This is a genomic window from Pseudomonas arvensis (genome assembly GCF_056688935.1).
The window spans coordinates 849,782-876,262 of the sequence record NZ_CP162038.1; the positions used below are offsets into that span (position 1 = coordinate 849,782).

The following is a 26,481-nucleotide window of genomic DNA, read 5'->3' on the forward strand; positions in this document are numbered from 1 at the left end:
CTAGATCGCATTGCGCAGGCTGAGGTTTTCCGGGTGCGGTTGCAGGTACGCCTGCTGCGCGATGTAGCGGTCCGGGTGTTGGCGAAAGTGATGTTTGAGCAGGGTCAACGGCACCACCAGTGGCACGATGCCGTGGCGGTATTGGCCGATAACGGTCTGCATTTCCTGCTTGTCGTCGGCGCTGATGACCTGCTTGAGATAGCCACTGATGTGTTGCAGCACATTGGTGTGGGTGCCGCGGGTGGCGCATTTGGTCAGGCCGGTCATCAAGTCGCTGAAGTAACACGCGGCCAGTTCACTGAGGTCGGTGCCTTTGCCCATGCTGCCCAGCAGGTGACCCAGGCTTTTGTAATGGACAGGGCTGTGGGCCATCAGCAGGTATTTGTAGCGCGAGTGAAAAGCCAGCAGGCCGTGACGGGTCAGTCCTTCGGCCTGCAGCTGCTGCCAACTGGCGTAGACGAACACGCGGGTCAGGAAGTTTTCCCGCAGCACCGGGTCATTCAATCGGCCGTCTTCTTCGACCGGCAGGTTGGGGTGGCGCGCGCAAAACGCCCGGGCATAGATGCCGCGCCCGCCACCGTCGACCGGGGTGCCGTTTTCGCGGTACACCTTGACCCGCTCCAGGCCACAGGACGGCGATTTCTGCATAAAAATGTAACCGCACAGGTCGGTGTGTTCCTGGGCCATCTGCTGGCCGTAGTCGTCCAGCGGCTGGGTCACGTTGAGCTCACGGCGCACCGTGCCCACGGCCTGCGGGTGGGCAGGGTCGCCGACCAGGCGGATCGGTTCGCGGGGGATGCCCAGGCCAATCGCAACTTCGGGGCACAGCGGCACAAAGTCGAAATAGTCGGCGAGGGTCTGGCTGCAGAGCAGGGATTGTTTATGACCGCCGTTGAAGCGCACGTTCTCGCCCAACAGGCAGGCGCTGATAGCGATCTTCGGTTTTGCGCTGCTGGACATCGGCAAACCCCTGATAAATTCCTGTACAAGCTTTAGGCGTTGTACAACTAAATCTCATCATAGGTTTGATGCTGTACAAGTCAAATTATTTGTACAGGTTTTTTCGTGAGGACTATTTCCAGCCGATTTTCCAGGCCTCGGCATTCTGCAAAGTCTGCCACGGCAGGCGTTCGGCCCGTTTGGTCATGATCGCCTGCAGCTCGATTTCCAGCACGGTGCCTTCTTCGTCCCGGAACAATTCGGTGACCAGAAAGTGTTTTTCCTTGTGGCGGGGGTGGGCTGCTGTCCACTTCGACAGCAGCAGTTTGGCGGGGTTGAGACGGTTCATTGCAGGTGCTCGATCAATCGTCGCGCGGCTTCCTGGCCACTGAGCCAGGCACCTTCGACCCGACCGGACAGGCACCAGTCGCCACACACGTACAGGCCCAGGTCAGCATCGGCCAGCACACCGAATTCGTGACTGCTGGACGGGCGCGCATAAAGCCAGCGGTGCGCCAGGCTGAAGGACGGCGCAGGCATGGCGCTGTGCAGCAATTCGGCGAAGGCGCCGTGCAGGTGTTCGATCACGGCTTCCTTGGGCAAGTCCAGATGGGCTTTGCTCCACGCACTGGTGGCATGCAGCACCCAGGTATCGGGGGTGGTGTCGCGCCCAGGTTTGCTGCGGTTGCGCGCCAGCCAGTCGAGGGGACTGTCTTGTACGAAACAGCCTTCCATCGGTGTATCCAGTGGCTTGTCGAAGGCCAGGGCGACAGCCCACGTGGGGTCCATTTTCACCCCCGCGGCGGCGCTGGCCAGCTTGGGCGCAGCAGCCAGCAGGGCGGTGGCTTGGGGCGCTGGCGTGGCGATGACCACATGGCTGAATGGGCCATGGCTGCCGCCGTCCGCGTCGAGCAGGTTCCAGTGCTGAGTGCCTTGGAACACCTCGGTAATGCGGCAACCGAATTCCACCGGCAAGTCATCGAGGAGGGCGCGGGTGATGGCGCTCATGCGCGGTGAGCCGACCCAGCGGATCTGCTCGTCGGGGGAGGGCGTGAGCTGGCCGGATTTGAAGTTGTACAACTGCGGTTTCCATTGCTCGGCCCAGCCGTTGCTTTGCCAGCGTTGCACTTCGTTGACGAAGCGTCGGTCGCGGGCGGTGAAGTACTGGGCGCCCATGTCCAGCGCGCCGGCATCGCTGCGCTTGCTGGACATGCGGCCACCGCTGCCGCGGCTCTTGTCGAAAAGTTTTACAGCGTGCCCGGCGTCTCGTAACGCTTGGGCGGCGGAGAGACCGGCGATGCCGGTACCGATGGTCGCGATGGGGACAGTCATGGGAGGCCTCGTTTTACCGTTGGGTACAGACTACGCCGACACCAATAGCTGTACAATATTGTTTTTTGGTATAAGTTTTGGCGTACCTGAACGTCTGGCGTGACCTATGGTTAAAGCTGAGGCTTAAACAACAGCCACGCCCGATTACAAATTGATCCCTGCTTATAAAATAGACCAGTGATCGGCGGCGAACGTTACATGAGGAGGATCCCATGCATATTTTGCTGACCGGCGGTACCGGCTTGATCGGCCGCCAACTCTGCCAACACTGGCTCGCCCAAGGCCATCGCCTGACCGTGTGGAGCCGCCATCCTGAAGAGGTTGCCGCCCTGTGTGGCGCGCAGGTGCTGGGCGTTGCGCGCCTGGAAGAGGTGATCGGCGCCGTGGACGCGGTGGTCAATCTCGCCGGCGCCGCCATCGCCGACCGCCCCTGGACTCACAAACGCAAGGCGCTGTTGTGGGGCAGCCGCATCGGTCTTACCGAAACCCTGCTGGCGTGGCTCGAAGGCCAGGCGCAGAAACCGGCGGTGTTGATTTCCGGCTCGGCGGTGGGCTGGTACGGCGACGGCGGTGAGCGCGAACTGACCGAGGCCAGCGGCCCGGTGCAGGACGACTTCCCCAGCCAGCTGTGTATCGCCTGGGAAGAAACCGCCCAGCGCGCAGAAGCCCTGGGCATTCGTGTGGTGCTGGTGCGGACCGGCCTGGTGCTGGCGGCCGAGGGCGGCTTTTTGTCGCGGCTGCTGTTGCCGTTCAAACTGGCGCTGGGCGGGCCGATCGGCAATGGTCGGCAGTGGATGCCCTGGGTGCATATCAAGGATCAAATCGCCCTGATTGATTTTCTTCTGCACAAGGATGACGCCAGCGGTCCGTATAATGCCTGCGCGCCACACCCGGTGCGTAACCGCGAGTTCGCCAAGACCCTGGGCCAGGTGCTGCACCGCCCGGCGTTCATGCCGATGCCGGCCTTTGCGCTGAAAGTCGGCTTGGGCGAGTTGTCGGGGCTGTTACTGGGCGGGCAGAAGGCGATCCCCGAACGCTTGATGGCCGCCGGTTTCATTTTCCAGTTCACTGAGTTGCATGCGGCTCTGGACGACTTGTCCAGCCGCCTCTAGAGATAGGATGTTGCATGACGGATCACGCGTTGTTACTGGTCAACCTGGGTTCACCGGCGTCCACTTCGGTGGCCGATGTGCGCAGCTACCTCAACCAGTTTTTGATGGACCCTTATGTGATCGACCTGCCATGGCCGGTGCGGCGCTTGCTGGTGTCGCTGATCCTGATCAAGCGCCCCGAGCAGTCGGCCCATGCCTATGCGTCGATCTGGTGGGATGAAGGCTCGCCGCTGGTAGTGCTCAGTCGCCGCCTGCAACAGCAGATGACCGCGCAGTGGACCCAGGGCCCAGTAGAGTTGGCCATGCGTTACGGCGAGCCGTCCCTGGAAACGACCCTCACCCGGCTGGCCGCCCAAGGCATTCAGAAGGTCACTCTGGCGCCTTTGTACCCACAGTTCGCCGACAGCACCGTGACCACGGTGATCGAAGAGGCCCGGCGCGTGGTGAAAGACAGGAAACTGAATGTACAGTTTTCGATCCTGCAGCCGTTCTACGATCAGCCCGAATACCTCGATGCCCTGGCGGCGAGCGCACAGCGTTATATCGAGCAGGATTACGACCACTTGCTGCTGAGCTTTCATGGTTTGCCCGAGCGCCATCTGACTAAGCTCGACCCGACCGGCCAGCATTGCTTCAAGGATGCCGACTGCTGCAAGAACGCCTCGCCGCAAGTGCTTGCCACATGCTATCGCGCGCAATGTTTCAGTGTTGCCCGCGATGTAGCCGAGCGCCTGGGCTTGCCGGATGGCAAATGGTCGGTGGCGTTTCAATCGCGCCTGGGCCGTGCGAAGTGGATCGAACCCTACACCGAAGCGCGCTTGGAGGCGCTGGCTCAACAAGGCGTGAAAAAGCTGCTGGTGATGTGCCCGGCGTTTGTGGCCGATTGCATCGAGACCCTGGAAGAGATTGGCGATCGCGGCCTGGAGCAGTTCCGCGAGGCCGGGGGCGAGGAATTGGTATTGGTACCGTGCTTGAATGATGATCCGCAGTGGGCGGCGGCGCTCAATACGCTGTGCGAAAGAGCGCCTCTTTCACTGTAATTGAACCTGGCGCAGATCCAAATGTGGGAAGGGGCTTGATCCCGCTACACGTAATTCGTAGCAGCTATCGGGAGCACGCCCCCTCCCACATGTTTGATTTGTGTTAGAGATTGAGGGTCAGGCTGACCGTGAAGTTGCGCGGTTCGCCGGGGTTGACCCAGTAATTGCTGTAGGACCGCTCATAGTATTTTTCATCAAACAGGTTGTTCAGGTTCAGGCCCACCGTCACGTTCTCGGTCGCCTTGTAATGCGCGAGCAAATCTACGGTGTGGTAGGCCGGCAGTTCAAAGCTGCCGCCTGCTTCACCTGAGCGGTCTCCCACATAGGTAAACGCTGCGCCCAGGTCTGAGCCGCGCAACGCGCCATCCTGGAATTCATACACCCCCAACAGACTGCCGCTGCGCTTGGCCACGCCGAGAATGCGGCTGCCGGCCGCAATGGCCTTGTCACCTTTGGTCACTTCGGCGTCGATGTAGGCGAAGGCGCCGATCACCCGTATCGCGTCGGTCAGTTGCCCGGTCAGTTGCAAGTCAACGCCCTGGCTGCGCGCCTTGCCCATGGCGCGGTTGGTGTTGGTGGCCGGGTCCAGGGCCAGCACGTTTTCCTTTTCGATATGGAACGCGGCGACGGTGGTGCTGAGGCGGTCGTCGAACAGCTCGCTCTTGATCCCCACTTCATAACCCACGCCTTCTTCGGGCTTGAAGGTGTTGCCCGTGGCGTCCAGGCCGCTGTTGGGTTTGAACGAGGTCGAAGCGTTGGCGAACACGCCGACTTCGGGCGTGAGTTGATAAAGCAGGCCGGCGCGCTGGGTGAGGGCGTCGTGGGTTTGCCGGCTCGGCGGGGCGTTGCGGGTGAAGTCGTCGACGGTTTGCTCGAAATGCTCGAAGCGTGCGCCGACCATGCCGCGCAGGCGGTCGGTAAAGACGATCTGGTCTTGCAGGTTCAGGGCGTGGCTTTTGGTCTGCTCGAAAAAGTCGGTGCCGGAACGTACGCCATTGGGTTTGGCTTGGCCGTAGACCGGGTTGTAGATGTCGATCGCGTATGAGCTACCCGGGCTGCCGGCGATGGCGGTCACGCGTTCCTTCTTGCGGTAGTCCTCGTATTCGGTGCCCACCAGCAGTTCATGCTGCCAGCTGCCGACGTCGAACAAACCGCGCAGCTCCAATTGGGTGATGCTGTCGTGCCAGCCCATGGAGCGTTCGCGGTAGCGGCGGTTGAGGGTATGGCCGTCGGCGCTGAGTGGCCGGTTTTCCGAGGCATCGCCCCATAGGCTGCCTTGTTTGTAGTGGCTGGCCAGGCGCAGTTTCCAGGCGTCGTTGAGGTGATGTTCGAGGGTCGCCTGGATGCGGTTGTTGTGGTTGTCGATGTCGCCGTCGTTGGGCTCGCCGAGGAAGGTGGAGCGCGACAGACCGGGCGCGTCGACGATGCCACGGTCGAACGTGGAGCTGTGGCGCACGAATTCGCTTTCCACCAGCAGGCTGGTGTCCGGGTCCAGTTGCCAACTGAACGAGGGCGCAACCAAAACGCGCTTGCTCTGCACGTGATCGCGAAAGCTGTGGTTGTCCTCTACTGCCAGGTTGACCCGCGAGAGCACGTGGCCTTCGTTGTCCAGGGGGGTGTTGACGTCGATGGCGGTGCGGTAACGGTCCCAACTGCCGGCGCTGGTTTGCAGGGTGGTGAAGGCGTCTGGCTGAGGTTTTTTGGTGACGATATTCACGGTGCCGCCTGGGTCGCCGCGCCCGTACAAACTGGCCGCAGGGCCTTTGAGTACTTCAATGCGTTCGATATTGGCCGCGTCCGGTGTGCTCGGGTAACCACGGTTGGCGCTGAAACCGTCCTGGTAGAACTCCGAGGTGGTGAAACCACGCACGCTGTATTCGTAGAGGGTCAGGCCGCCGAAGTTGTTTTGCTTGGACACGCCGCCCGCAAATTCCAGGGCGCGTTCCACATTGGTGCTGCCCAGGTCCTTGAGCACCGTGGCGGGAATCACGCTGATGGATTGTGGGATATCGCGCAGGGCTGTGTCGGTTTTAGTCGCGCTGGCCGAACGAGTGGCGCGGTAGCCCTTCACCGGGCCGGTGGCGGATTCATAGGCGTCGGTAGTGACGCTGATGGTATCGAGTTCGACGGTGGTTTCTTCGGCAAAGGCGGGGTCGAGCAGCAAACCCAAGGCCAGGCCAGCCAAGGGGGCAATTCTTCGAGACGGCATGATAGAGCGTTCCAATAGCGATATTGAAACAATATAACATGACTAATGAGAATGAATCGCTGTGAAACATTAACTTACAGGTGCCCGCTAAGGGGCACCTGGACGAGGCGGCTTATTCTTCTTCTTTTACCGGAGCCGGCGGCGGGCGCAGGCCGATTTCCGCCGACAACTTGATCTCTTTACCGTTGCGCATCACCAGGATCGCCACCTTATCGGTCGGTTTGATCCGCGCCACCTGGTTCATCGACTTGCGACCGTCGCCGGCCGGTTCGCCGTTGATGCTCAGTATCACGTCACCCAATTGCAGGCCGGCTTTCTGCGCCGGTCCGTCGCGGAAGATCCCGGCGACTACGATGCCAGGGCGCCCGGTCAGGCCAAACGACTCGGCCAGTTCCTTGGTCAGCGGTTGTACTTCGATCCCCAGCCAGCCGCGAATAACCTGGCCGTGCTCGATGATCGACTTCATCACTTCCATCGCCAGCTTCACCGGGATCGCAAAACCGATGCCCTGGGAGCCGCCGGACTTGGAAAAAATCGCGGTGTTGATACCGGTCAGGTTGCCATTGGCATCCACCAGCGCGCCGCCGGAGTTGCCAGGGTTGATCGCCGCGTCGGTCTGGATGAAATCTTCGTAGCTGTTGAGGCCCAACTGGTTACGGCCGGTGGCGCTGATGATGCCCATGGTCACCGTCTGGCCCACCCCGAACGGGTTGCCGATGGCCAGCGCCACATCACCCACCCGCAAGCCATCGGAACGGCCGAGGGTGATGGAAGGCAGGTTTTTCAAATCGATCTTCAACACCGCCAGGTCCGTTTCCGGGTCGCTGCCCACCACGCGGGCCAGGGTTTCGCGGCCATCACGCAGGGCCACCACAATTTGGTCGGCGCCGGTGGTCACGTGGTTGTTGGTGAGGATGTAGCCTTCGGGGCTCATGATCACCCCGGAACCCAGGCTGGATTCCATGCGCCGCTGCTTGGGCCCGTTGTCACCGAAATAGCGGCGGAACTGCGGATCCTCGAACAACGGATGCGCCGGCTTGTTGATGACCTTGGTGGTGTACAGGTTGACCACCGCCGGAGCGGCAATGACCACTGCGTCGGCGTACGTCACCGGGCCTTGCACCACCGCGCTGGTCTGCGGCGCCTGTTGCAGGTTGACATCAAGGCTGGGTAAGCCCACCCACTGGGGATAACGCTGAATAATCAGCATCGCGATCAGCACGCCAGCCAGCAATGGCCATCCAAAAAAACGCAGTGCCTTGAGCATCAAGTAAGTCCTGACAGGTTGCAGGGGGCGGGAGAGCGCCCATAATGTCGCGCATTATACGAGGCTGCGAGCGCCTCGGAACGGGATATTTAGGAGTCTTTTATGGCCGTCCCCCTTACCACCCTCGTCGAGGAAGCGGACCGCTACCTCGGCAGTGCAAAAATCGCCGACTACTGCCCCAACGGCCTGCAAGTCGAAGGCCGTCCGCAGGTGATGCGCATCGTCAGCGGCGTGACCGCAAGCCAAGCCCTGCTGGACGCAGCCGTTGAAGCCCAGGCCGATTTGATCCTGGTGCACCACGGCTATTTCTGGAAAGGCGAGAACCCCTGCATCACCGGCATGAAGCAGCGCCGCCTGAAAACCCTGCTCAAGCACGACATCAGTTTGCTGGCCTATCACCTGCCGCTGGACCTGCACCCCGACGTCGGCAACAACGTGCAGCTTGCCAAGCAGTTGGACATCACCGTCGAAGGCCCTCTCGACCCGACCAACCCCAAGATCGTCGGCCTGGTCGGCTCCCTCGCCGAACCCCTGTCGCCCCGCGACTTTGCCCGCCGCGTGCAGGACGTCATGGGCCGCGAACCGCTGCTGATCGAAGGCAGCGAAATGATCCGCCGCGTCGGCTGGTGCACCGGCGGTGGCCAAGGCTACATCGACCATGGGATTGCCGCCGGCGTCGACCTGTTCCTCAGCGGCGAAGCCTCCGAGCAAACCTTCCACAGTGCGCGGGAAAACGACATCAGCTTCATCGCCGCCGGCCACCACGCCACCGAGCGCTATGGCGTACAGGCACTGGGCGATTACTTGGCGCGGCGTTTTGCGCTCGAACATCTGTTCATCGACTGCCCCAACCCAATCTGAATGTGGGAGGGGGTTTGACGGCATGGCAGGCCAAACCTGGCGGCATATTCATATACCGTTTCGATCTAGCCAGCTCCCTGAATAGAAGAAGGTGCTGTGCTAGCATGCCTCGCTCGAACACGGCCCGCTGGCCGTCCATAAGATCGTTTTTCCGTGAGTAACCATGGTCGACAAACTGACGCATCTGAAACAGCTGGAGGCGGAAAGCATCCACATCATCCGCGAGGTCGCCGCCGAGTTCGACAACCCGGTGATGCTCTACTCGATCGGTAAAGACTCCGCCGTGATGCTGCATCTGGCACGCAAGGCCTTCTTTCCGGGCAAACTGCCGTTCCCGGTGATGCACGTCGACACCCGCTGGAAATTCCAGGAGATGTACGCGTTCCGCGACAAGATGGTCGAGGAACTGGGCCTGGACCTGATCACCCACGTCAACCCCGATGGCGTTGCGCAGGGCATCAACCCGTTCACCCACGGCAGCGCCAAGCACACCGACATCATGAAGACCGAAGGCCTCAAGCAGGCCTTGGACAAGCATGGTTTCGACGCAGCGTTCGGCGGTGCCCGTCGTGATGAAGAGAAATCCCGCGCCAAAGAGCGCGTGTACTCGTTCCGCGACAGCAAGCACCGCTGGGACCCGAAGAACCAGCGCCCCGAGTTGTGGAACGTCTACAACGGCAACGTCAACAAGGGCGAGTCGATCCGTGTATTCCCGCTGTCCAACTGGACCGAGCTGGACATCTGGCAGTACATCTACCTGGAAGGCATCCCGATCGTGCCGCTGTACTTCGCCGCCGAACGCGACGTGATCGAGAAGAACGGTACGTTGATCATGATCGACGACGACCGCATCCTTGAGCACCTGTCCGACGAAGACAAAGCCCGCATCGTCAAAAAGAAAGTCCGTTTCCGTACCCTTGGCTGCTACCCGTTGACGGGCGCGGTGGAGTCCGAAGCCGAGACGCTGACGGACATCATTCAGGAAATGCTCCTGACGCGAACTTCCGAGCGCCAGGGCCGTGTCATCGACCACGATGGCGCAGGCTCAATGGAAGATAAAAAACGTCAAGGCTATTTCTAAGGGGCTGTCATGTCGCATCAATCTGATTTGATCAGCGAGGACATCCTCGCCTACCTGGGCCAGCACGAGCGCAAAGAGATGTTGCGCTTCCTGACCTGCGGCAACGTCGATGACGGCAAGAGCACCCTGATCGGGCGCCTGCTGCACGACTCCAAGATGATCTACGAAGATCACCTGGAAGCCATCACCCGCGATTCGAAGAAGTCCGGCACTACCGGTGACGACATCGACCTGGCGTTGCTGGTCGACGGCCTGCAGGCCGAGCGTGAGCAGGGCATCACCATCGATGTTGCCTACCGCTACTTCTCCACCGCCAAGCGCAAATTCATCATTGCCGACACCCCCGGCCATGAGCAGTACACCCGCAACATGGCCACCGGTGCCTCCACCTGTGACCTGGCGATCATCCTGATCGACGCCCGCTACGGCGTGCAGACCCAGACCCGTCGCCACAGCTTCATCGCCTCGTTGCTGGGCATCAAGCACATCGTGATCGCCGTCAACAAGATGGACATCAACGGCTTCGACCAGAGCGTGTTCGAGCAGATCAAGGCCGATTACCTGAAGTTCGCCGACGGTATCGCCTTCAAGCCGAGCACCATGGCCTTTGTGCCGATGTCGGCGCTCAAGGGCGACAACGTGGTGAACAAGAGCGAGCGTTCGCCTTGGTACACCGGCCAGTCGCTGATGGAAATCCTCGAAACCGTCGAGATCGCCAACGACCGCAACTACACCGACCTGCGTTTCCCGGTGCAGTACGTCAACCGTCCGAACCTGAACTTCCGTGGTTTCGCCGGCACCCTGGCCAGCGGTATCGTGCACAAGGGCGACGAGATCGTGGTTCTGCCGTCGGGCAAGAGCAGCCGCGTCAAATCCATCGTCACCTTCGATGGTGAGCTGGAACACGCCGGCCCAGGCCAGGCCGTGACCCTGACCATGGAAGACGAGATCGACATCTCCCGTGGCGACCTGCTGGTGCATGCCGACAACGTGCCGCAAGTAACTGACGCCTTCGACGCCATGCTGGTGTGGATGGCCGAAGAACCGATGCTGCCGGGCAAGAAATACGACATCAAGCGCGCCACCAGCTACGTGCCGGGTTCCATCACCAGTATCGTGCACCGCGTGGACGTGAACACCCTGGCCGAAGGCCCGGCGAGTTCGCTGCAATTGAACGAGATCGGCCGGGTCAAGGTCAGCCTCGACGCCGCCATCGCGCTGGATGGTTACGACAGCAATCGCACCACGGGCGCGTTCATTGTTATCGACCGCTTGACCAACGGCACCGTTGCCGCAGGCATGATCATCGCACCGCCGGTCACTCACGGCAGCGCGGCGCAGCATGGCAAGTTGGCGCATGTGGCCACCGAAGAGCGTGCCCAGCGCTTCGGCCAGCAACCGGCCACCGTGCTGTTCAGCGGCCTGTCCGGCGCTGGCAAGAGCACCTTGGCCTATGCGGTCGAGCGCAAGCTGTTCGACATGGGTCGTGCGGTCTTCGTGCTGGATGGTCAGAACCTGCGTCACGACCTGAACAAAGGTCTGCCACAGGATCGTGCCGGGCGTACGGAAAACTGGCGTCGTGCGGCTCACGTGGCGCGCCAGTTCAACGAAGCCGGCCTGCTGACCCTGGCCGCGTTCGTTGCCCCGGATGCCGAAGGCCGTGAACAGGCCAAGGCGCTGATTGGCGGTGATCGTCTGCTGACTGTGTACGTGCAGGCGTCGCCGCTGGTATGCGCCGAGCGTGATCCGCAAGGCCTGTACGCGGCCGGCGGGGATAACATCCCTGGCGAATCCTTCCCGTACGACGTGCCGTTGAATGCCGACCTGGTGCTCGACACCCAGGCGCTGTCGCTGGAAGACAGCGTCAAGCAAGTGCTGGAACTGTTGCGTCAGCGCGGCGCGATCTAAACCTCGCGGCCACAAAAAAAGCCCGCCACCGAGTGATCGGTGGCGGGCTTTTTCACATCTTCAAGATCGGGCGCGGTCAAATGTGGGAGGGGGCTTGCCCTCTATAGCCGTGGGTCAGCTACGACTGCATCAACTGATGCTCCGTCATCGAGGGCAAGCCCCCTCCCACAGGTTGATCATCGTTTGCCTGGGAAGTCTTTATGCAGCTTTTCCAGCAACGCATCCTTGTCTTCCCATAACCGGTTGATCCAGCTCTGGAACGCCAACCGATACTCCCCATCCTGCTCATAATTCTTGCCAATAAACTCGGCCGGAATCTGCACCTCTTCAAACTGCACCACCACGTCCTTCACATTCCCGCATAGCAAATCCCAATAACCAGGACGCCCGCCAGGGTAGTGAATGGTCACATTCACCAGTGACTTCAGTTGCTCGCCCATGGCGTCCAGCACAAATGCGATGCCGCCAGCCTTGGGCTTGAGCAGGTAACGGAATGGCGATTTTTGCTGGGCATGTTTGCCATCAGTAAACCGTGTGCCTTCGGCAAAGTTGAAAATCCCGACCGGGTTGTCGCGAAACTTCGCACAGGTCTTGCGGGTGGTTTCCAAGTCTTTGCCTTTCTTCTCCGGGTGCTTCTCCAGATAAGCCTTGGTGTAGCGCTTCATGAACGGAAAGCCCAGTGCCCACCACGCCAGACCAATCACCGGCACCCAGATCAATTCCTGCTTGAGGAAGAACTTCAGCGGGCGAATCCGTCGATTGAGCACGTATTGCAAGACCATGATGTCGACCCAGCTCTGGTGGTTGCTGGTCACCAGGTACGAGTGTTGATAATCCAGCCCTTCAAGGCCTTTGAGGTGCCAGCGCGTGCGCTGTACCAGGTTCATCCAACCCTTGTTGTTGGTGACCCAGGCTTCGTGGGTGTGGTTCATCAGCCATTCGCTGAAGCGCTTGGCAAACGGCAACGCCTTGAACAGCGCAACGATGAACAGGAACGAACACAGCAGGATCGTGTTCAGCGCCAGCAACAGCGAAGCGATCACCCCGCGCACGGCGGCAGGTAGAAAATCCAGCATTTAGATATCCATTGGTCGGTTGGCGGCTTGGATCGCGGTCAGGGCGATGGTGTACACGATGTCGTCAACCTGGGCGCCGCGGGGCAGGTCGTTGACCGGTTTGCGCAGGCCCTGGAGCATCGGGCCCAGGCTTACGCAATCGGCGCTGCGTTGTACGGCCTTGTGGGTGGTGTTGCCGGTGTTCAGGTCAGGGAAGACGAACACGGTGGCCTTGCCGGCGACCTGGCTGTTGGGCGCCAGTTGTCGGGCTACGTCCTCGTTGGCGGCGGCGTCGTATTGCAGGGGGCCGTCGATCAACAGCGAGCTTTGCTGTTCATGGGCGAGCAGGGTGGCTTCGCGAACTTTTTCCACTTCCTCGCCGCTGGCCGAATCACCGCTGGAATAGCTGATCATCGCCACGCGCGGGGTAATGCCGAACGCCGCCGCCGAGTCGGCGCTTTGCAGGGCGATTTCCGCGAGTTCCGCAGCGCTTGGGTGCGGGTTCATCACGCAGTCGCCGTACACCAGCACCTCTTCGGGGAACAGCATGAAGAACACCGACGACACCAGCGTGCAGCCCGGCGCCGTTTTGATCAGTTGCAGGGCAGGGCGGATGGTGTTGGCGGTGGAGTGGATAACGCCAGAAACCAGGCCATCCACTTCATCCAGTGCGAGCATCATGGTGGCGATCACCACTGTGTCTTCCAATTGTTGCTCGGCCATCGGCGCGTTGAGGCTTTTGCTTTTGCGCAGCGCGACCATTGGTTCGACGTAGCGTTGGCGGATCAGGTCCGGGTCGAGAATTTCCAGGCCTTCCGGCAATTCGATGCCTTGGGCGCGGGCGACGGCTTCCACATCGGCTGGTTTGGCCAGCAACACGCAGCGGGCAATGCCTCGGGCCTGGCAGATGGCGGCGGCCTGGACGGTAAGTGGCTCGCTGCCTTCGGGCAGCACGATGCGTTTGTTGGCGGCCTGGGCGCGTTGGATCAACTGGTAGCGGAACACCGCTGGCGACAGGCGCATTTCCCGTGGTGTGCCGCAACGCTGATGCAGCCAGCGCGCATCAAGGTGGCTGGCGACGAAATCGGTGATGATCTCGGCGCGCTCGCGGTCATCGATGGGGATTTCTTTGTTCAGGTTGTTGAGCAGGTTGGCGGTGTCGTAGGAGCCGGTGCTCACCGACAGCACCGGTAGCCCGGCCTGAAACGCTCCGCGACACAGGTCCATGATGCGCGGATCGGGCAGTGTATCGCTGGTCAGCAGCAGGCCGGCCAGCGGCACGCCGTTGATCGCGGCCAGGCTGACGGCGAGGATGATGTCGTCGCGGTCGCCTGGGGTTACCACCAGCACGCCGGGTTTGAGCAGCTCGACGGTGTTACGCATGGTGCGGGCGCAGATGATGATCTTCGTCATGCGCCGGGTTTCGTAGTCGCCGGCGTTGAGGATCTGCGCGCCCATCAGGTCGGCCACGTCGCGGGTGCGCGGCGCGTTGAGTTCCGGTTGATACGGAATGCAGCCGAGCAGGCGGAAGTCACCGCTGCGCAGTAAAGGCGAATGCTCTTTAAGGCGCGCTGAAAACGCCTCCATGCTTTCGTCGGTTCGCACCTTGTTGAGGATCACGCCGAGTACTTTCGGGTCTTTCGGGCCGCCGAACAGTTGGGCCTGCAATTCCACGCGGCCGGAGAGTTCGGTGAGCACTTCGTTTTCCGGAGCGGAGACCAGGATCACTTCCGCGTCCAGGCTCTTGGCCAGGTGCAGGTTGACCCGTGCCGCATAGCTGGCGTTGCGGGTGGGCACCATGCCTTCGACGATCAGTACGTCCTTGCCCACGGCGGCCTGCTGATAGAGGGTGATGATCTCTTCGAGCAGTTCGTCGAGCTGGCCGTCGCCGAGCATCCGTTCAACGTGTGCCAGGCCCAAAGGCTGTGGTGGCTTGAGGCCGTGGGTGCGTGCCACCAGTTCGGTGGAGCGTTCGGGGCCGGTGTCGCCGGGGTGCGGCTGGGCAATCGGCTTGAAGAAGCCGACTTTCAGCCCGGCCCGCTCAAGGGTGCGCACCAGCCCAAGGCTGATGGAGGTCAGACCCACACCAAAATCGGTGGGCGCGATAAAAAAAGTCTGCATGCGAATTCTCTGGAGGTGCATGGCTTCGGTGGCGCTCTATGGCTGAGTGCCTACCGGGAATCAGGCGTCAAGGTTATCGTTATTCGGGGCTTGCGCACACCAGCCGCAGGCAAAGGGCTGGCCTATTTTTTCCAGACGCTGTGCGGGGTCGATTACCCAGGCGCGGGATTGCCATGGTGGCTGGTGGCGCAGATGCTGGGTGTGGCCGCAGGACAGCTCGGCCACCCAATGCCGTTCTTCGTCCAGATGAAAACCGACGACCGTGACCCTTGATCGGTCCCGTCTGTCCGGGTTCTGTTCGCTTTCGGGCAAATCCTTGTTTAGACTTGTCCGTTCTTCATTCTTATGCAAAAGGTCTCGCCCCATGACGATCGCCGCTAACAAGGCTGTCTCCATCGACTATACCCTGACCAACGACGCTGGTGAGGTCATCGACAGCTCCGCCGGCGGCGCGCCGCTGGTCTACCTGCAAGGCGCAGGTAACATCATCCCAGGCCTGGAAAAGGCACTGGAAGGCAAGGCAGTTGGTGATGAACTGACCGTTGCCGTAGAACCTGAAGATGCCTACGGCGAGTACTCGGCTGAACTGGTCAGCACTCTGAGCCGCAGCATGTTCGAAGGCGTTGACGAGCTGGAAGTGGGCATGCAGTTCCACGCTTCCGCGCCGGACGGCCAAATGCAGATCGTGACTATCCGTGATCTGGACGGCGACGACGTAACCGTCGACGGCAACCACCCTCTGGCAGGCCAGCGCCTGAACTTCCAAGTGAAGATCGTTGCCATCCGCGATGCTTCCCAGGAAGAAGTGGTTCACGGCCACGTTCACGGTGAAGGCGGTCATCAGCACTGATTGATGCGTTAATCAGCTGATAGCAAAAACGCCCCGACTGGTTCGGGGCGTTTTTTTTGCGCTTAAAAAAGCACTGAAGTTCAAATGTGGAAGAGTTGTACTTCAGAAAACAAAAATGCCCCGGACCTTTCGGTACGGGGCATTTCTTAACTGTTTCGCAACCAGGGTTGCGTTGCAGTTGTTACCACTTAGGCAGCAGCAGGAACGCTCAGAGCCTTGATGTGGCCGTTCAGGCGGCTCTTATGGCGAGCGGCCTTGTTCTTGTGGATGATGCCTTTATCGGCCATACGGTCGATAACTGGCACAGCCAGAACGTAAGCTGCTTGAGCTTTTTCAGCGTCTTTGGTGTCGATGGCTTTAACTACATTCTTGATGTAGGTACGAACCATGGAACGCAGGCTGGCGTTGTGGCTGCGACGCTTCTCAGCCTGTTTTGCACGTTTTTTGGCGGAAGGTGTGTTGGCCACCGTCGAGCTCCTCGAAAGACTTTTTAGGAAATAGCAAACAAAATAGGCCGCGAATCATGCCGATGACTTGATGTGTTGTCAAGGGCGGCTGATGCGAACTGCTGAGTGGTCGATCTGAAGAGGCGGGTGATTTATTTCCGGCGCTTGACCTGTAAACTCGCGAGCTTTGGCTCTGTGCTGTTGCAGGCGCGCAGTATCGCATAAGTAGGCGCACAGTTCGCCTGCTCTTTATCTAATAGGCGCAAACTCTTTCAATGAATCTGCTCAAATCGTTGGCCGCCGTCAGCTCTATCACGATGATCTCCAGGGTTCTGGGGTTTGTGCGTGACACCCTGCTGGCACGCATTTTTGGCGCCAGCATGGCCACGGATGCCTTCTTTATTGCCTTTAAATTGCCCAATCTGCTGCGGCGTATCTTCGCGGAGGGAGCGTTTTCCCAAGCATTCGTGCCGATTCTGGCCGAATACAAGACCCAGCAAGGCGAGGAGGCTACCCGCACCTTTATTGCCTACGTCTCAGGCCTGCTGACCCTGGTTTTGATGCTGGTGACTATCCTCGGCATGCTCGCCGCACCTTGGGTGATCTGGGCCACGGCGCCCGGTTTCGCCAATACGCCGGAAAAGTTCGCGCTGACCACTGATCTGCTACGGGTTACCTTTCCTTATATATTGCTGATTTCCCTGTCATCCCTGGCCGGGGCGATCCTCAATACCTGGAACCGTTTCTCGGTGCCGGCGTTTGTGCCGACCCTGCTAAACGTCAGCATGATAATTTTCGCGCTGTTCCTCACCCCGTATTTCGATCCGCCGGTCATGGCGCTCGGCTGGGCTGTATTGGCCGGCGGCCTGGCACAACTGCTCTACCAACTGCCGCACCTGAAAAAGATCGGCATGCTCGTGCTGCCGCGCCTGAATCTTAAGGACACCGGCGTCTGGCGCGTGATGCGCAATATGCTGCCGGCGATCCTCGGCGTATCGGTCAGCCAGATTTCCCTGATTATCAACACGGCCTTTGCCTCGCTGCTGGTATCGGGCTCGGTGTCGTGGATGTATTACGCCGACCGCCTGATGGAGCTGCCGTCCGGCGTGCTGGGCGTGGCCTTGGGCACAATCCTGCTGCCTACCCTGGCGCGCACTTATGCCAGCAAGGACCGGCAGGAGTACTCGCGCATCCTTGATTGGGGCCTGCGCCTGTGTTTTGTCCTGGTGTTGCCGTGTGCCCTGGCGCTGGGCATCCTGGCCGAGCCGCTGACGGTTTCACTGTTCCAATACGGCCAATTCGACGCCCATGACGCCTTGATGACGCAGCGCGCGCTGGTTGCCTACTCCGTCGGCCTGCTAGGCATCATCGTGATCAAAGTGCTGGCGCCTGGCTTTTATGCCCAGCAAAACATCCGTACACCCGTGAAAATCGCGATCTTCACGCTGATCGTCACGCAACTGCTCAATCTGGTGTTTATTGGTCCATTGGCTCATGCCGGCCTGGCCCTTGCGATCAGCGCGGGTGCCTGCATCAATGCGGGCTTGCTGTTTTATCAACTGCGCAAACAGCAGATGTTCCAGCCGCAGCCGGGCTGGGGCATGTTTGCCCTCAAGCTGTTGGTGGCGGTGGCAATGATGTCGGCGGTGTTACTGGGCTTGATGCACTTTATGCCGGCGTGGGACCAAGGCCCTATGTTGGAACGCTTCATGCGTCTGGGCGTGTTGGTTGTCGCTGGCGTGGTGGTGTACTTCGGAATGTTGCTGCTGCAGGGTTTCCGCCTGCGGGATTTCAATCGCAAGTCGTTGAGCTAGAGAGTTTGCCGCGATAAAAGCGGTGTTTTATCGATTCGATCCATTTGCCCTGCGCTGTTGCCTGTCGTCTGAGGCTGGGTGTGGTTATAATCGACCACTTTATGAGCAAGAAGCGCGTTATGCAGCTGGTTCGAGGTCTCCACAACCTGCGCCCCCAGCATCGGGGCTGCGTCGCCACTATTGGCAACTTTGACGGTGTTCACCGTGGTCACCAGGCTATCCTGGCCCGGCTGCGCGAGCGTGCGGTCGAGTTGGGCGTGCCCAGCTGCGTGGTGATTTTTGAGCCACAGCCGCGGGAATACTTTACCCCGGAGACGGCGCCGGCCCGCCTGGCCCGCTTGCGGGACAAGCTGCAACTGCTGGCCGAAGAAGGCGTGGACCGCGTCCTCTGCCTGGCTTTCAACCAGCGCTTGCAAAGCCTCAGCGCCGCCGAGTTCGTCGACCGTATCCTGGTGGATGGCCTGGGCGTGCAGCATCTGGAGGTCGGCGACGACTTCCGTTTTGGTTGCGATCGGGTTGGGGATTTCGAATTCCTGCAGCACGCCGGCGTTACTCAGGGCTTTACCGTTGAAGCCGCGCAAACCGTCGAACTGGACGGCCTGCGTGTGAGCAGCACCCAGGTGCGTAATGCCCTGGCGGCTGCCGACTTCGCCCTGGCCGAGCGTCTGCTGGGTCGCCCGTTCCGCATTGCCGGGCGGGTACTGCACGGCCAGAAGCTGGCGCGCCAACTGGGCACGCCAACCGCCAACGTGCAACTCAAGCGTCGTCGTGTGCCGCTTACCGGGGTTTACCTGGTGAGCGTCGACATCGACGGCCAGCCGTGGCCGGGAGTCGCCAACATAGGCGTCAGGCCCACGGTTGCAGGTGATGGCAAGGCCCACCTGGAAGTTCACCTTTTGGATTTTGCCGGTGATTTATACGACCGGCGTTTGACGGTGGTTTTCCACCAGAAGCTGCGTGAAGAGCAGCGTTTCGCCTCCCTTGAGGCGTTGAAAACGGCGATCAATGCGGATGTCGCCGCCGCCCGTGCACTAGCCGCACCTAGCGCCCATCGCTAACCGAAGAGCCTTAAATGACCGACTATAAAGCCACGCTAAACCTTCCGGACACCGCCTTCCCAATGAAGGCCGGCCTGCCACAGCGCGAACCGCAGATCCTGCAGCGCTGGGACAGTATTGGCCTGTACGGAAAGTTGCGCGAGATTGGCAAGGATCGTCCGAAGTTCGTCCTGCACGACGGCCCTCCTTACGCCAACGGCACGATTCACATCGGTCATGCACTGAACAAAATTCTCAAGGACATGATCCTGCGTTCGAAAACCCTTTCGGGCTTCGACGCACCTTATGTTCCGGGTTGGGACTGCCACGGCCTGCCGATCGAACACAAGGTCGAAGTGACCTACGGCAAGAACCTGGGCGCCGATAAAACCCGCGAACTGTGCCGTGCCTACGCCGCCGAGCAGATCGAAGGGCAGAAGTCCGAGTTCATCCGCCTGGGTGTGTTGGGCGAGTGGGACAACCCGTACAAAACCATGAACTTCAAGAACGAGGCCGGTGAAATCCGCGCCTTGGCAGAAATCGTCAAGGGTGGTTTCGTGTTCAAGGGCCTCAAGCCCGTGAACTGGTGCTTTGACTGCGGTTCGGCATTGGCCGAAGCCGAAGTCGAGTACGAAGACAAAAAGTCCTCGACCATCGACGTGGCGTTCCCGATCGCCGACGACGCCAAGCTGGCCCAGGCATTCGGCCTGGCAAGCCTGAGCAAACCAGCGGCCATCGTGATCTGGACCACCACCCCGTGGACCATCCCGGCCAACCAGGCGCTGAACGTGCACCCGGAGTTCACCTACGCGCTGGTAGACGTCGGTGATCGCCTGCTGGTGCTGGCCGAGGAAATGGTCGAGGCGTGCCTGGCGCGTTACGAGCTGCAAGGTTCGGTCATCGCCACCACCACCGGCTCCGCGCTTGAACTGATCAACTTCCGTCACCCGTTCTATGACCGTCTGTCGCCGGTGTACCTGGCTGACTATGTCGAGCTGGGCTCGGGCACTGGCGTGGTCCACTGCTCGCCCGCCTATGGCGTTGACGACTTTGTGATCTGCAAGAAGTACGGCCTGGTCAACGATGACATCATCAACCCGGTGCAAAGCAACGGCGTGTACGTGCCTTCGCTGGAGTTCTTCGGTGGTCAGTTCATCTTCAAGGCCGACCAGCCGATCATCGAAAAGCTGCGTGAAGTCGGCGCATTGATGCAAACCGACACCATCAAGCACAGCTACATGCACTGCTGGCGCCACAAAACTCCGCTGATCTACCGCGCCACCGCGCAGTGGTTCATCGGCATGGACAAAGAGCCAGCCAGCGGCGATACGCTGCGCAACCGCGCGATCAAGGCCATCGAAGACACCAAGTTCGTCCCGGCCTGGGGCCAGGCGCGCCTGCACTCGATGATCGCCAATCGTCCGGACTGGTGCATCTCCCGCCAGCGTAACTGGGGCGTGCCGATCCCGTTCTTCCTGAACAAGGAAAGCGGCGAGTTGCACCCGCGTACCGTCGAGCTGATGGAAGTCGTGGCCCAGCGCGTTGAACAGGAGGGCATCGAAGCCTGGTTCAAACTGGACGCCGCCGAACTGCTTGGCGACGAAGCGCCGCAGTACGACAAGATCAGCGACACCCTCGACGTGTGGTTCGACTCGGGCACCACCCACTGGCACGTGCTGCGTGGCTCGCACCCGATGGGCCACGAGACCGGCCCGCGTGCCGATCTGTACCTGGAAGGCTCGGACCAACACCGTGGCTGGTTCCACTCCTCGTTGCTGACCGGTTGCGCCATCGACGATCACGCCCCGTACCGCGAATTGCTGACCCACGGCTTCACCGTCGACGAGACGGGTCGCAAGATGTCCAAGTCGCTGAAAAACGTGATCGAGCCGAAAAAGATCAACGACACCCTGGGCGCCGACATCATGCGTCTGTGGGTGGCCTCGACCGATTACTCGGGCGAGATCGCCGTATCGGACCAGATCCTGGCCCGCAGCGCCGATGCCTATCGTCGCATCCGCAATACCGCGCGCTTCCTGCTGTCGAACCTGACCGGTTTCAACCCGGCCACGGACATCCTGCCGGCCGAGGACATGCTCGCCCTGGACCGTTGGGCCGTGGACCGCACCCTGTTGCTGCAGCGCGAGTTGCAGGAACACTACGGCGAATACCGCTTCTGGAACGTGTACTCGAAGATCCACAACTTCTGCGTGCAGGAACTGGGTGGTTTCTACCTCGACATCATCAAGGACCGCCAGTACACCACCGCCGCTAACAGCAAAGCACGCCGTTCGGCGCAGACTGCGCTGTACCACATCAGCGAAGCGCTGGTGCGCTGGATCGCGCCGATCCTTGCGTTCACCGCCGACGAACTGTGGGAATACCTGCCGGGCGAGCGCAACGAATCCGTGATGCTCAATACCTGGTACGAAGGCCTGACCGAACTGCCTGCCGACTTCGAACTGGGCCGCGAGTACTGGGAAGGCGTGATGGCCGTCAAAGTTGCGGTGAACAAGGAGCTGGAAGTTCAACGTGCGGCCAAGGCCGTCGGTGGCAACCTGCAAGCTGAAGTCACCCTGTTTGCCGAGGAAGGCCTGACCGCCGACCTGGCCAAACTGAGCAACGAGCTGCGCTTCGTGTTGATCACCTCCACGGCGAGCCTGGCGCCATTCGCTCAAGCACCGGCTGATGCCGTGGCTACCGAAGTGCCGGGCCTCAAGCTTAAAGTGATGAAGTCCGCCTTTGCCAAGTGCGCCCGTTGCTGGCACTGCCGTGAAGATGTGGGTGTGAACCCTGAGCATCCGGAAATCTGTGGTCGTTGCGTCGACAACATCTCCGGTGAAGGCGAGGTTCGCCACTATGCCTAACGCCAGTCGTTTCGGACGCCTGGGCTTGCTCGTGTTGAGTTTGCTGGTCCTGGTCATTGACCAGGTCAGCAAGGCTCACTTCGAGGGCTCCCTGGAAATGTTCCAGCAGATCGTGGTGATCCCCGATTACTTCAGCTGGACCCTGGCCTACAACACCGGCGCCGCGTTCAGCTTCCTCGCTGATGGCGGTGGCTGGCAGCGCTGGCTGTTTGCCGTTATCGCGCTGGTGGTCAGTGCGGTGCTGGTGGTGTGGCTCAAGCGCCTGGGTCGCGATGACACCTGGCTGGCCGTTGCCTTGGCCCTGGTGCTGGGTGGTGCGCTGGGTAACCTGTACGACCGCATTGCCCTTGGCCATGTAATCGACTTCATCCTGGTGCATTGGCAGAACCGTCATTACTTCCCGGCGTTCAACTTCGCCGACAGCGCCATCACCGTCGGCGCGATCATGTTGGCGCTGGATATGTTCAAAAGTAAGAAAACCGGAGAGACCGTCAATGACTGATCAGGTATTGGCTGAGCAACGCATCGGCCAGAACACGGAAGTCACTTTGCACTTTGCATTGCGCCTGGAGAATGGCGACACGGTCGACAGCACGTTCGACAAAGCCCCTGCGACCTTCAAGGTCGGTGACGGCAACCTGCTGCCGGGTTTTGAAGCGGCCCTGTTCGGTTTCAAGGCCGGCGACAAGCGCACCCTGCAGATTCTGCCGGAAAACGCCTTTGGCCAGCCCAACCCGCAAAATGTGCAGATCATCCCGCGTTCGCAGTTCCAGGACATGGACCTGTCGGAAGGCCTGCTGGTGATCTTCAACGACGCGGCGAATACCGAACTGCCTGGCGTGGTGAAAACCTTCGATGACGCGCAAGTGACGATCGACTTCAACCACCCGTTGGCCGGTAAAACCTTGACCTTTGACGTTGAAATCATCGACGTTAAAGCACTTTGATCAACGCCCCGGTCTAAAATGTGGGAGGGGGCTTGCCCCCGATGGCAGCGGCTCAGTCAAAGATGTATCAATTGACGCGCAGCCATCGGGGGCAAGCCCTCTCCCACTTTTGATCTCTATTGTCAGTTCAGTAGCATCAACTCTGACCCCAGCGCCAGACACGAGGCACAGCATGCAAATCAAACTCGCCAACCCCCGTGGCTTCTGCGCCGGCGTGGACCGTGCGATCGAAATCGTCAATCGCGCCCTGGAAGTCTTCGGTCCGCCGATCTACGTGCGTCATGAAGTCGTCCACAACAAGTTTGTGGTCGAAGACCTGCGCGCACGCGGCGCGATCTTTGTCGAAGAGCTAGACCAGGTGCCGGACGACGTGATCGTCATCTTCAGTGCCCACGGTGTTTCCCAGGCCGTGCGTACCGAAGCAGCAGGCCGTGGCCTCAAAGTGTTCGATGCCACCTGCCCTCTGGTCACCAAGGTGCACATCGAAGTCGCGCGCTACAGCCGCGACGGTCGGGAATGCATCCTGATCGGTCATGCCGGTCACCCGGAAGTCGAAGGCACCATGGGCCAATACGACGCCAGCAATGGCGGCGCCATCTACCTGGTGGAAGACGAGAAAGACGTCGCCAACCTGCAGGTGCACAACCCAGATCGTTTGGCCTTCGTCACCCAGACCACCTTGTCCATGGACGACACCAGCCGTGTGATCGATGCCCTGCGCACCCGTTTCCCGGCCATCGGCGGCCCGCGTAAGGATGACATCTGCTACGCCACCCAAAATCGCCAGGACGCGGTCAAGCAATTGGCTGACGAGTGCGATGTGGTTCTGGTGGTCGGCAGCCCCAACAGCTCCAACTCCAACCGTCTGCGTGAGCTGGCTGAGCGCATGGCTACCCCGGCGTACTTGATCGACGGGGCTGAAGACATGCAGCGCAGTTGGTTCGATGGCGTCCAGCGTATCGGCATCACAGCGGGTGCTTCTGCCCCTGAAGTACTGGTGCGCGGTGTTATCCAGCAACTGCACGCCTGGGGGGCTACCGGCGCTGATGAGTTGGCGGGACGTGAAGAGAACATCACTTTCTCCATGCCCAAGGAGCTGCGGGTTCGCTCACTGCTCTGAATGCCAGGGTGCCGGAGGTACTCCGGCACAACGCCTGTTCGGCTTTATCGCTGCGCAGGCTGATGCGCCCACTGGGCGCCAGCACCACTTGGTGCACACTTTGCGCCGAGTCCTTGGCGCATATGTGCACAGTGCCGGCACGAAAACCTCCCCCTGAAAATACCGGTTCGCCCAACCCGCTGAATCGCACCTGGCTTTTGACCGGGCCATTTCCCACTATCGGCACACGACCGCTGTCCTGGCGCTCCAGCAGCACCGGGTTGTTGTCGTCCAGATGGCCGCGCCCGCTGATGTCCACTATCACCCGCCAACCTCGACTCCAGTCATCGTCCAGTGCGTGAATGACCACCGCGCGGTTACGCGTGATGGCTTCGGTGCGTGCGAAGCGGAGTCCGTTGGTCAGCGATTGCGCCGCGCTTTGTCGCTGCTGTGACTCCAGCAGCCCCGCGAAACCCGGCACTGCCAGATGCGCCAGGATGCCGCTCACGATCAGTCCGAGCAGCAGTTCGATCAGGGTAAAACCTCGTTGTCCCATTGGTCGTCCCTCCGTGGACGTATGCAGAAAGCAGGTTGAGACATAGGTATAGCGCCCGGCGCGGAGTGCCGAATGATGGCCTTCATGTCCAAAGTATTTCCCTTTGTTCCATCGGCAGCGCGGGCGAAAAACCGACGCTAGTCTTGGGCCGCACCGCAGGATTTCCTGCTTTTTTTGCCCTTCGACACGGATGACGACGGTAATGCTTGCCTGCCTGAATACCTGTTTTCCCCACGCTGTAGCACGACATCAAATCGGCATGACGTTGATTGAGGTACTGGTAGCGGTGCTGATTCTCGCGGTCGGCCTGTTAGGCGCGGTGGTGCTCCAGCTCAATGCCCTCAAATACACCGACAGTTCGAGGATGACCAGTCAGGCCAGTTTCATTGCCTACGATATGCTCGACCGAATCCGCGCCAATTCCGGCGCCGACTACTCATCGCCAGGGAGGGTAAGGGCTCCGGCCAATACCGCGACTGCCAGTGTGCGTGACCTGGACCTGCATGATTTCGAGGCCAATATTCGCGGTTTTGCCGGGGAGAGTGCCAAAGGCTCTGTGGTGGTCAGTAGAAATGAGGTGACGGTCAGTATCAGTTGGGATGACCGATCGAGTTCGAATATCCCTGATGCGCGGGAAACCTTTACCCTGACCAGTCGCATCGACCCAGGGCCGGAGGTGGCGCAATGAGGCCTGTGGCGAGGGGTTTCAGCTTGATGGAGTTGCTGCTGGCCCTGGCAGTCGGTTTGGTGCTGGTGCTTGGGGGCAGCCAAGTGGTGATCGGTTCCCGAATGACCCACGCCAGCCAGCAGGCAGCCATGTTGCTGCAGGACGACGCCCGGTTTGCGCTGGGCAAGATGCTTCAGGATATCCGTCAGGCGGGCATGTTTGGCTGTATGGCTACTGCGTTTATCGACAATGCCCCACCGGCCTTTGATCGGCCGGTTGGCTGGAGTGCCGGGGGCGGTTCAACGTCGCTGACACTGTTGACTGCGGACGTGGGTGATGGCGGTGGCAAACCTGACTGGACGGTGTTGTCCGACTGCACGGGTACGGCCTATGCATACGGCGGGACCTCACCTTCGCCAGTTCCCGGGCAGATTCGCTTTGCCATTCGCCAACTCACCTACACCTTCGAGGCCGGCCAGTTAAAGGTCAGCACGCCTGCTGCGCCGGCCAGGGCAGTGTTGGTGGATAACGTGGGGGCGTTCGATCTCAGTTTCGGTGTGGCGGCCGGGCCGACATCGGCGCAGGTAGTGCGCTACGACGCCATGCCGTCTGACGAGTCGTTGATCCGCAGCGTACGCATCCGCATGACGCTGCGAGACCCGACGGGCCGGGTGAAAGATCAAACCTATAGCGTCGTGGCGGCGCTGCGTAACCGTGTGGGGTAGGGCGGTCATGGTGCTGACTGACGGTATTTCTTCGCAGCAGAGGGGAATGGTGCTGCTGATAAGCCTGGTGTTTTTGCTGCTGTTGTCACTGATTGGCTTGTCGTCAATCCAAGGTGCGGTGGCCCAGCAAAAGATCAGCGGCAGCCTGTGGCAACGAAACCAGTCGCTTCAAAACGCCGAAAGCGGCTTGAGGCTGGGAGAGCAGGCGGTGCAGCGAGCGGGTGTCGGGTGGCCGCAGTGCTGGTCGATTGTTACCTGCGCGCCGCCGGACGAGGCGTTTTTGCTGGTGGCTGCAGGGACGAACCCTGTTTCGGCAGTGACCTGGGTTGCCGTCAGGGGAGGGCTCTACGGCATTCAAGCCTTGGGTCCTGGCGTAGGGCTGGCGCATCTGCCGCCTCATGCCTCGGCGGCGGTCTACCGGGTGACGGCGGTCGGGTTCAGCGGCCAGTCGCGCACGGTATTGGAGACTGTATATGCGCGGGTGGAATTGGAAAGTGGCCCGCGGTTTCGGCGGGTGTCATGGCGACAGCTTCAATGAGGAATAGTGG

25 protein-coding genes are annotated in these 26,481 nt (G+C 60.6%); 15 read left to right on the forward strand and 10 right to left on the reverse strand.

All coding sequences use genetic code 11. The features are described from left to right. From AB3G88_RS03805 to AB3G88_RS03815, 3 genes are all read right to left on the reverse strand, one after another. Window positions 1-960 (reverse strand): YbgA family protein, encoded by a 960-nt coding sequence (locus tag AB3G88_RS03805; protein ID WP_112193370.1) that lies wholly within the window; start codon window positions 958-960, stop codon window positions 1-3. 112 nt (window positions 961-1,072) lie between these two features. Beyond that, window positions 1,073-1,288, reverse strand: coding sequence for a TIGR02450 family Trp-rich protein (locus tag AB3G88_RS03810; RefSeq protein ID WP_099583968.1), 216 nt, complete (start codon window positions 1,286-1,288; stop codon window positions 1,073-1,075). Continuing rightward, entirely contained in the window at window positions 1,285-2,271 is a 987-nt protein-coding gene (locus AB3G88_RS03815) for an NAD(P)/FAD-dependent oxidoreductase (RefSeq protein ID WP_480453299.1), read from the reverse strand. The genes AB3G88_RS03810 and AB3G88_RS03815 overlap by 4 nt, the downstream gene beginning before the upstream one ends. A gap of 212 nt (window positions 2,272-2,483) precedes the next feature. Here AB3G88_RS03815 and AB3G88_RS03820 point away from each other — a divergent pair, with 212 nt between their 5' ends. Continuing rightward, entirely contained in the window at window positions 2,484-3,383 is a 900-nt protein-coding gene (locus AB3G88_RS03820; RefSeq protein ID WP_480453301.1) for a TIGR01777 family oxidoreductase, read from the forward strand. Window positions 3,384-3,397: 14 nt separating this feature from the next. Beyond that, on the forward strand, window positions 3,398-4,423 hold the full coding sequence (gene hemH, locus AB3G88_RS03825) for a ferrochelatase (protein ID WP_112193375.1): 1,026 nt from the start codon (window positions 3,398-3,400) through the stop codon (window positions 4,421-4,423). A gap of 103 nt (window positions 4,424-4,526) precedes the next feature. Here the strand turns inward: hemH and AB3G88_RS03830 are convergent, their stop codons facing one another. Together AB3G88_RS03830 and algW are read right to left on the reverse strand one after the other, a co-directional pair. Beyond that, window positions 4,527-6,632 (reverse strand): TonB-dependent siderophore receptor, encoded by a 2,106-nt coding sequence (locus AB3G88_RS03830; RefSeq protein WP_480453304.1) that lies wholly within the window; start codon window positions 6,630-6,632, stop codon window positions 4,527-4,529. 112 nt (window positions 6,633-6,744) lie between these two features. Beyond that, window positions 6,745-7,899 (reverse strand): Do family serine endopeptidase AlgW, encoded by a 1,155-nt coding sequence (gene algW / locus AB3G88_RS03835; RefSeq protein WP_099583973.1) that lies wholly within the window; start codon window positions 7,897-7,899, stop codon window positions 6,745-6,747. 102 nt (window positions 7,900-8,001) lie between these two features. Here algW and AB3G88_RS03840 point away from each other — a divergent pair, with 102 nt between their 5' ends. The 3 genes from AB3G88_RS03840 to cysN all read left to right on the forward strand — a co-directional run bounded on the left by AB3G88_RS03840 (window position 8,002) and on the right by cysN (window position 11,749). Continuing rightward, window positions 8,002-8,760 carry a Nif3-like dinuclear metal center hexameric protein gene (locus tag AB3G88_RS03840; RefSeq protein WP_112193379.1) on the forward strand — a complete coding sequence of 253 codons (759 nt, stop codon included), beginning with the start codon at window positions 8,002-8,004 and terminating at the stop codon, window positions 8,758-8,760. Between the two features lie 163 nt (window positions 8,761-8,923). After that, entirely contained in the window at window positions 8,924-9,841 is a 918-nt protein-coding gene (gene cysD / locus AB3G88_RS03845; RefSeq protein ID WP_032886164.1) for a sulfate adenylyltransferase subunit CysD, read from the forward strand. A 9-nt stretch (window positions 9,842-9,850) separates the two neighbouring features. Next, the gene (gene cysN / locus AB3G88_RS03850; RefSeq protein WP_099583975.1) at window positions 9,851-11,749 is read left to right on the forward strand and encodes a sulfate adenylyltransferase subunit CysN; all 1,899 of its coding nucleotides are present in this window, start codon (window positions 9,851-9,853) and stop codon (window positions 11,747-11,749) included. A gap of 176 nt (window positions 11,750-11,925) precedes the next feature. Here the strand turns inward: cysN and AB3G88_RS03855 are convergent, their stop codons facing one another. From AB3G88_RS03855 to AB3G88_RS03865, 3 genes are read right to left on the reverse strand one after another with little or no spacing between them, the layout of a single operon-like run. After that, complete coding sequence (locus AB3G88_RS03855; protein WP_099583976.1) at window positions 11,926-12,825, reverse strand: 1-acylglycerol-3-phosphate O-acyltransferase, YihG family; 900 nt, start codon at window positions 12,823-12,825, stop codon at window positions 11,926-11,928. After that, a complete protein-coding gene (gene pta, locus AB3G88_RS03860) occupies window positions 12,826-14,925 on the reverse strand; it encodes a phosphate acetyltransferase (RefSeq protein WP_099583977.1) in 2,100 nt (699 codons plus the stop codon). Between the two features lie 60 nt (window positions 14,926-14,985). Next, window positions 14,986-15,321, reverse strand: coding sequence for a DUF3565 domain-containing protein (locus AB3G88_RS03865; protein WP_480453307.1), 336 nt, complete (start codon window positions 15,319-15,321; stop codon window positions 14,986-14,988). On the opposite strand from AB3G88_RS03865, the gene AB3G88_RS03870 reads away from it, so the two are divergent. Continuing rightward, window positions 15,290-15,775, forward strand: a complete 486-nt coding sequence (locus tag AB3G88_RS03870) for an FKBP-type peptidyl-prolyl cis-trans isomerase (protein ID WP_480453309.1) — start codon at window positions 15,290-15,292, stop codon at window positions 15,773-15,775. The genes AB3G88_RS03865 and AB3G88_RS03870 overlap by 32 nt on opposite strands. A 188-nt stretch (window positions 15,776-15,963) precedes the next feature. Here AB3G88_RS03870 and rpsT read toward each other — a convergent pair whose 3' ends face one another. After that, on the reverse strand, window positions 15,964-16,242 hold the full coding sequence (gene rpsT, locus AB3G88_RS03875) for a 30S ribosomal protein S20 (RefSeq protein ID WP_003188401.1): 279 nt from the start codon (window positions 16,240-16,242) through the stop codon (window positions 15,964-15,966). 254 nt (window positions 16,243-16,496) lie between these two features. On the opposite strand from rpsT, the gene murJ reads away from it, so the two are divergent. From murJ to ispH, 6 genes are all read left to right on the forward strand, one after another. After that, window positions 16,497-18,035, forward strand: a complete 1,539-nt coding sequence (gene murJ, locus AB3G88_RS03880; RefSeq protein ID WP_191947965.1) for a murein biosynthesis integral membrane protein MurJ — start codon at window positions 16,497-16,499, stop codon at window positions 18,033-18,035. A gap of 119 nt (window positions 18,036-18,154) precedes the next feature. Continuing rightward, on the forward strand, window positions 18,155-19,093 hold the full coding sequence (gene ribF, locus AB3G88_RS03885; RefSeq protein WP_160385075.1) for a bifunctional riboflavin kinase/FAD synthetase: 939 nt from the start codon (window positions 18,155-18,157) through the stop codon (window positions 19,091-19,093). Between the two features lie 14 nt (window positions 19,094-19,107). Then, window positions 19,108-21,939 carry an isoleucine--tRNA ligase gene (gene ileS / locus AB3G88_RS03890; RefSeq protein ID WP_099583981.1) on the forward strand — a complete coding sequence of 944 codons (2,832 nt, stop codon included), beginning with the start codon at window positions 19,108-19,110 and terminating at the stop codon, window positions 21,937-21,939. Then, window positions 21,932-22,441: a signal peptidase II gene (gene lspA / locus AB3G88_RS03895; RefSeq protein ID WP_099583982.1), complete on the forward strand. Its 510-nt coding sequence runs from the start codon at window positions 21,932-21,934 to the stop codon at window positions 22,439-22,441. The genes ileS and lspA overlap by 8 nt, the downstream gene beginning before the upstream one ends. Before the next feature lie 7 nt (window positions 22,442-22,448). Beyond that, window positions 22,449-22,886 carry an FKBP-type peptidyl-prolyl cis-trans isomerase gene (gene fkpB, locus AB3G88_RS03900; RefSeq protein ID WP_010213263.1) on the forward strand — a complete coding sequence of 146 codons (438 nt, stop codon included), beginning with the start codon at window positions 22,449-22,451 and terminating at the stop codon, window positions 22,884-22,886. Between the two features lie 172 nt (window positions 22,887-23,058). Next, the gene (gene ispH, locus AB3G88_RS03905; RefSeq protein WP_099583983.1) at window positions 23,059-24,006 is read left to right on the forward strand and encodes a 4-hydroxy-3-methylbut-2-enyl diphosphate reductase; all 948 of its coding nucleotides are present in this window, start codon (window positions 23,059-23,061) and stop codon (window positions 24,004-24,006) included. Here ispH and AB3G88_RS03910 read toward each other — a convergent pair. After that, window positions 23,960-24,541 (reverse strand): GspH/FimT family pseudopilin, encoded by a 582-nt coding sequence (locus tag AB3G88_RS03910; RefSeq protein WP_099583984.1) that lies wholly within the window; start codon window positions 24,539-24,541, stop codon window positions 23,960-23,962. The two genes, ispH and AB3G88_RS03910, sit on opposite strands and share 47 nt — an antisense overlap. A 202-nt stretch (window positions 24,542-24,743) precedes the next feature. Between AB3G88_RS03910 and pilV the strand changes: the two genes are divergently transcribed. The 3 genes from pilV to AB3G88_RS03925 are packed head-to-tail and all read left to right on the forward strand — an operon-like array spanning window position 24,744 to window position 26,471. Further along, entirely contained in the window at window positions 24,744-25,229 is a 486-nt protein-coding gene (pilV, locus tag AB3G88_RS03915; protein WP_099583995.1) for a type IV pilus modification protein PilV, read from the forward strand. After that, complete coding sequence (locus tag AB3G88_RS03920; RefSeq protein WP_112193391.1) at window positions 25,226-25,933, forward strand: PilW family protein; 708 nt, start codon at window positions 25,226-25,228, stop codon at window positions 25,931-25,933. Before pilV ends, AB3G88_RS03920 begins: the two co-directional genes overlap by 4 nt. Before the next feature lie 7 nt (window positions 25,934-25,940). After that, entirely contained in the window at window positions 25,941-26,471 is a 531-nt protein-coding gene (locus AB3G88_RS03925; protein ID WP_099583996.1) for a pilus assembly PilX family protein, read from the forward strand. The last annotated feature ends 10 nt before the right edge of the window (window positions 26,472-26,481 follow it).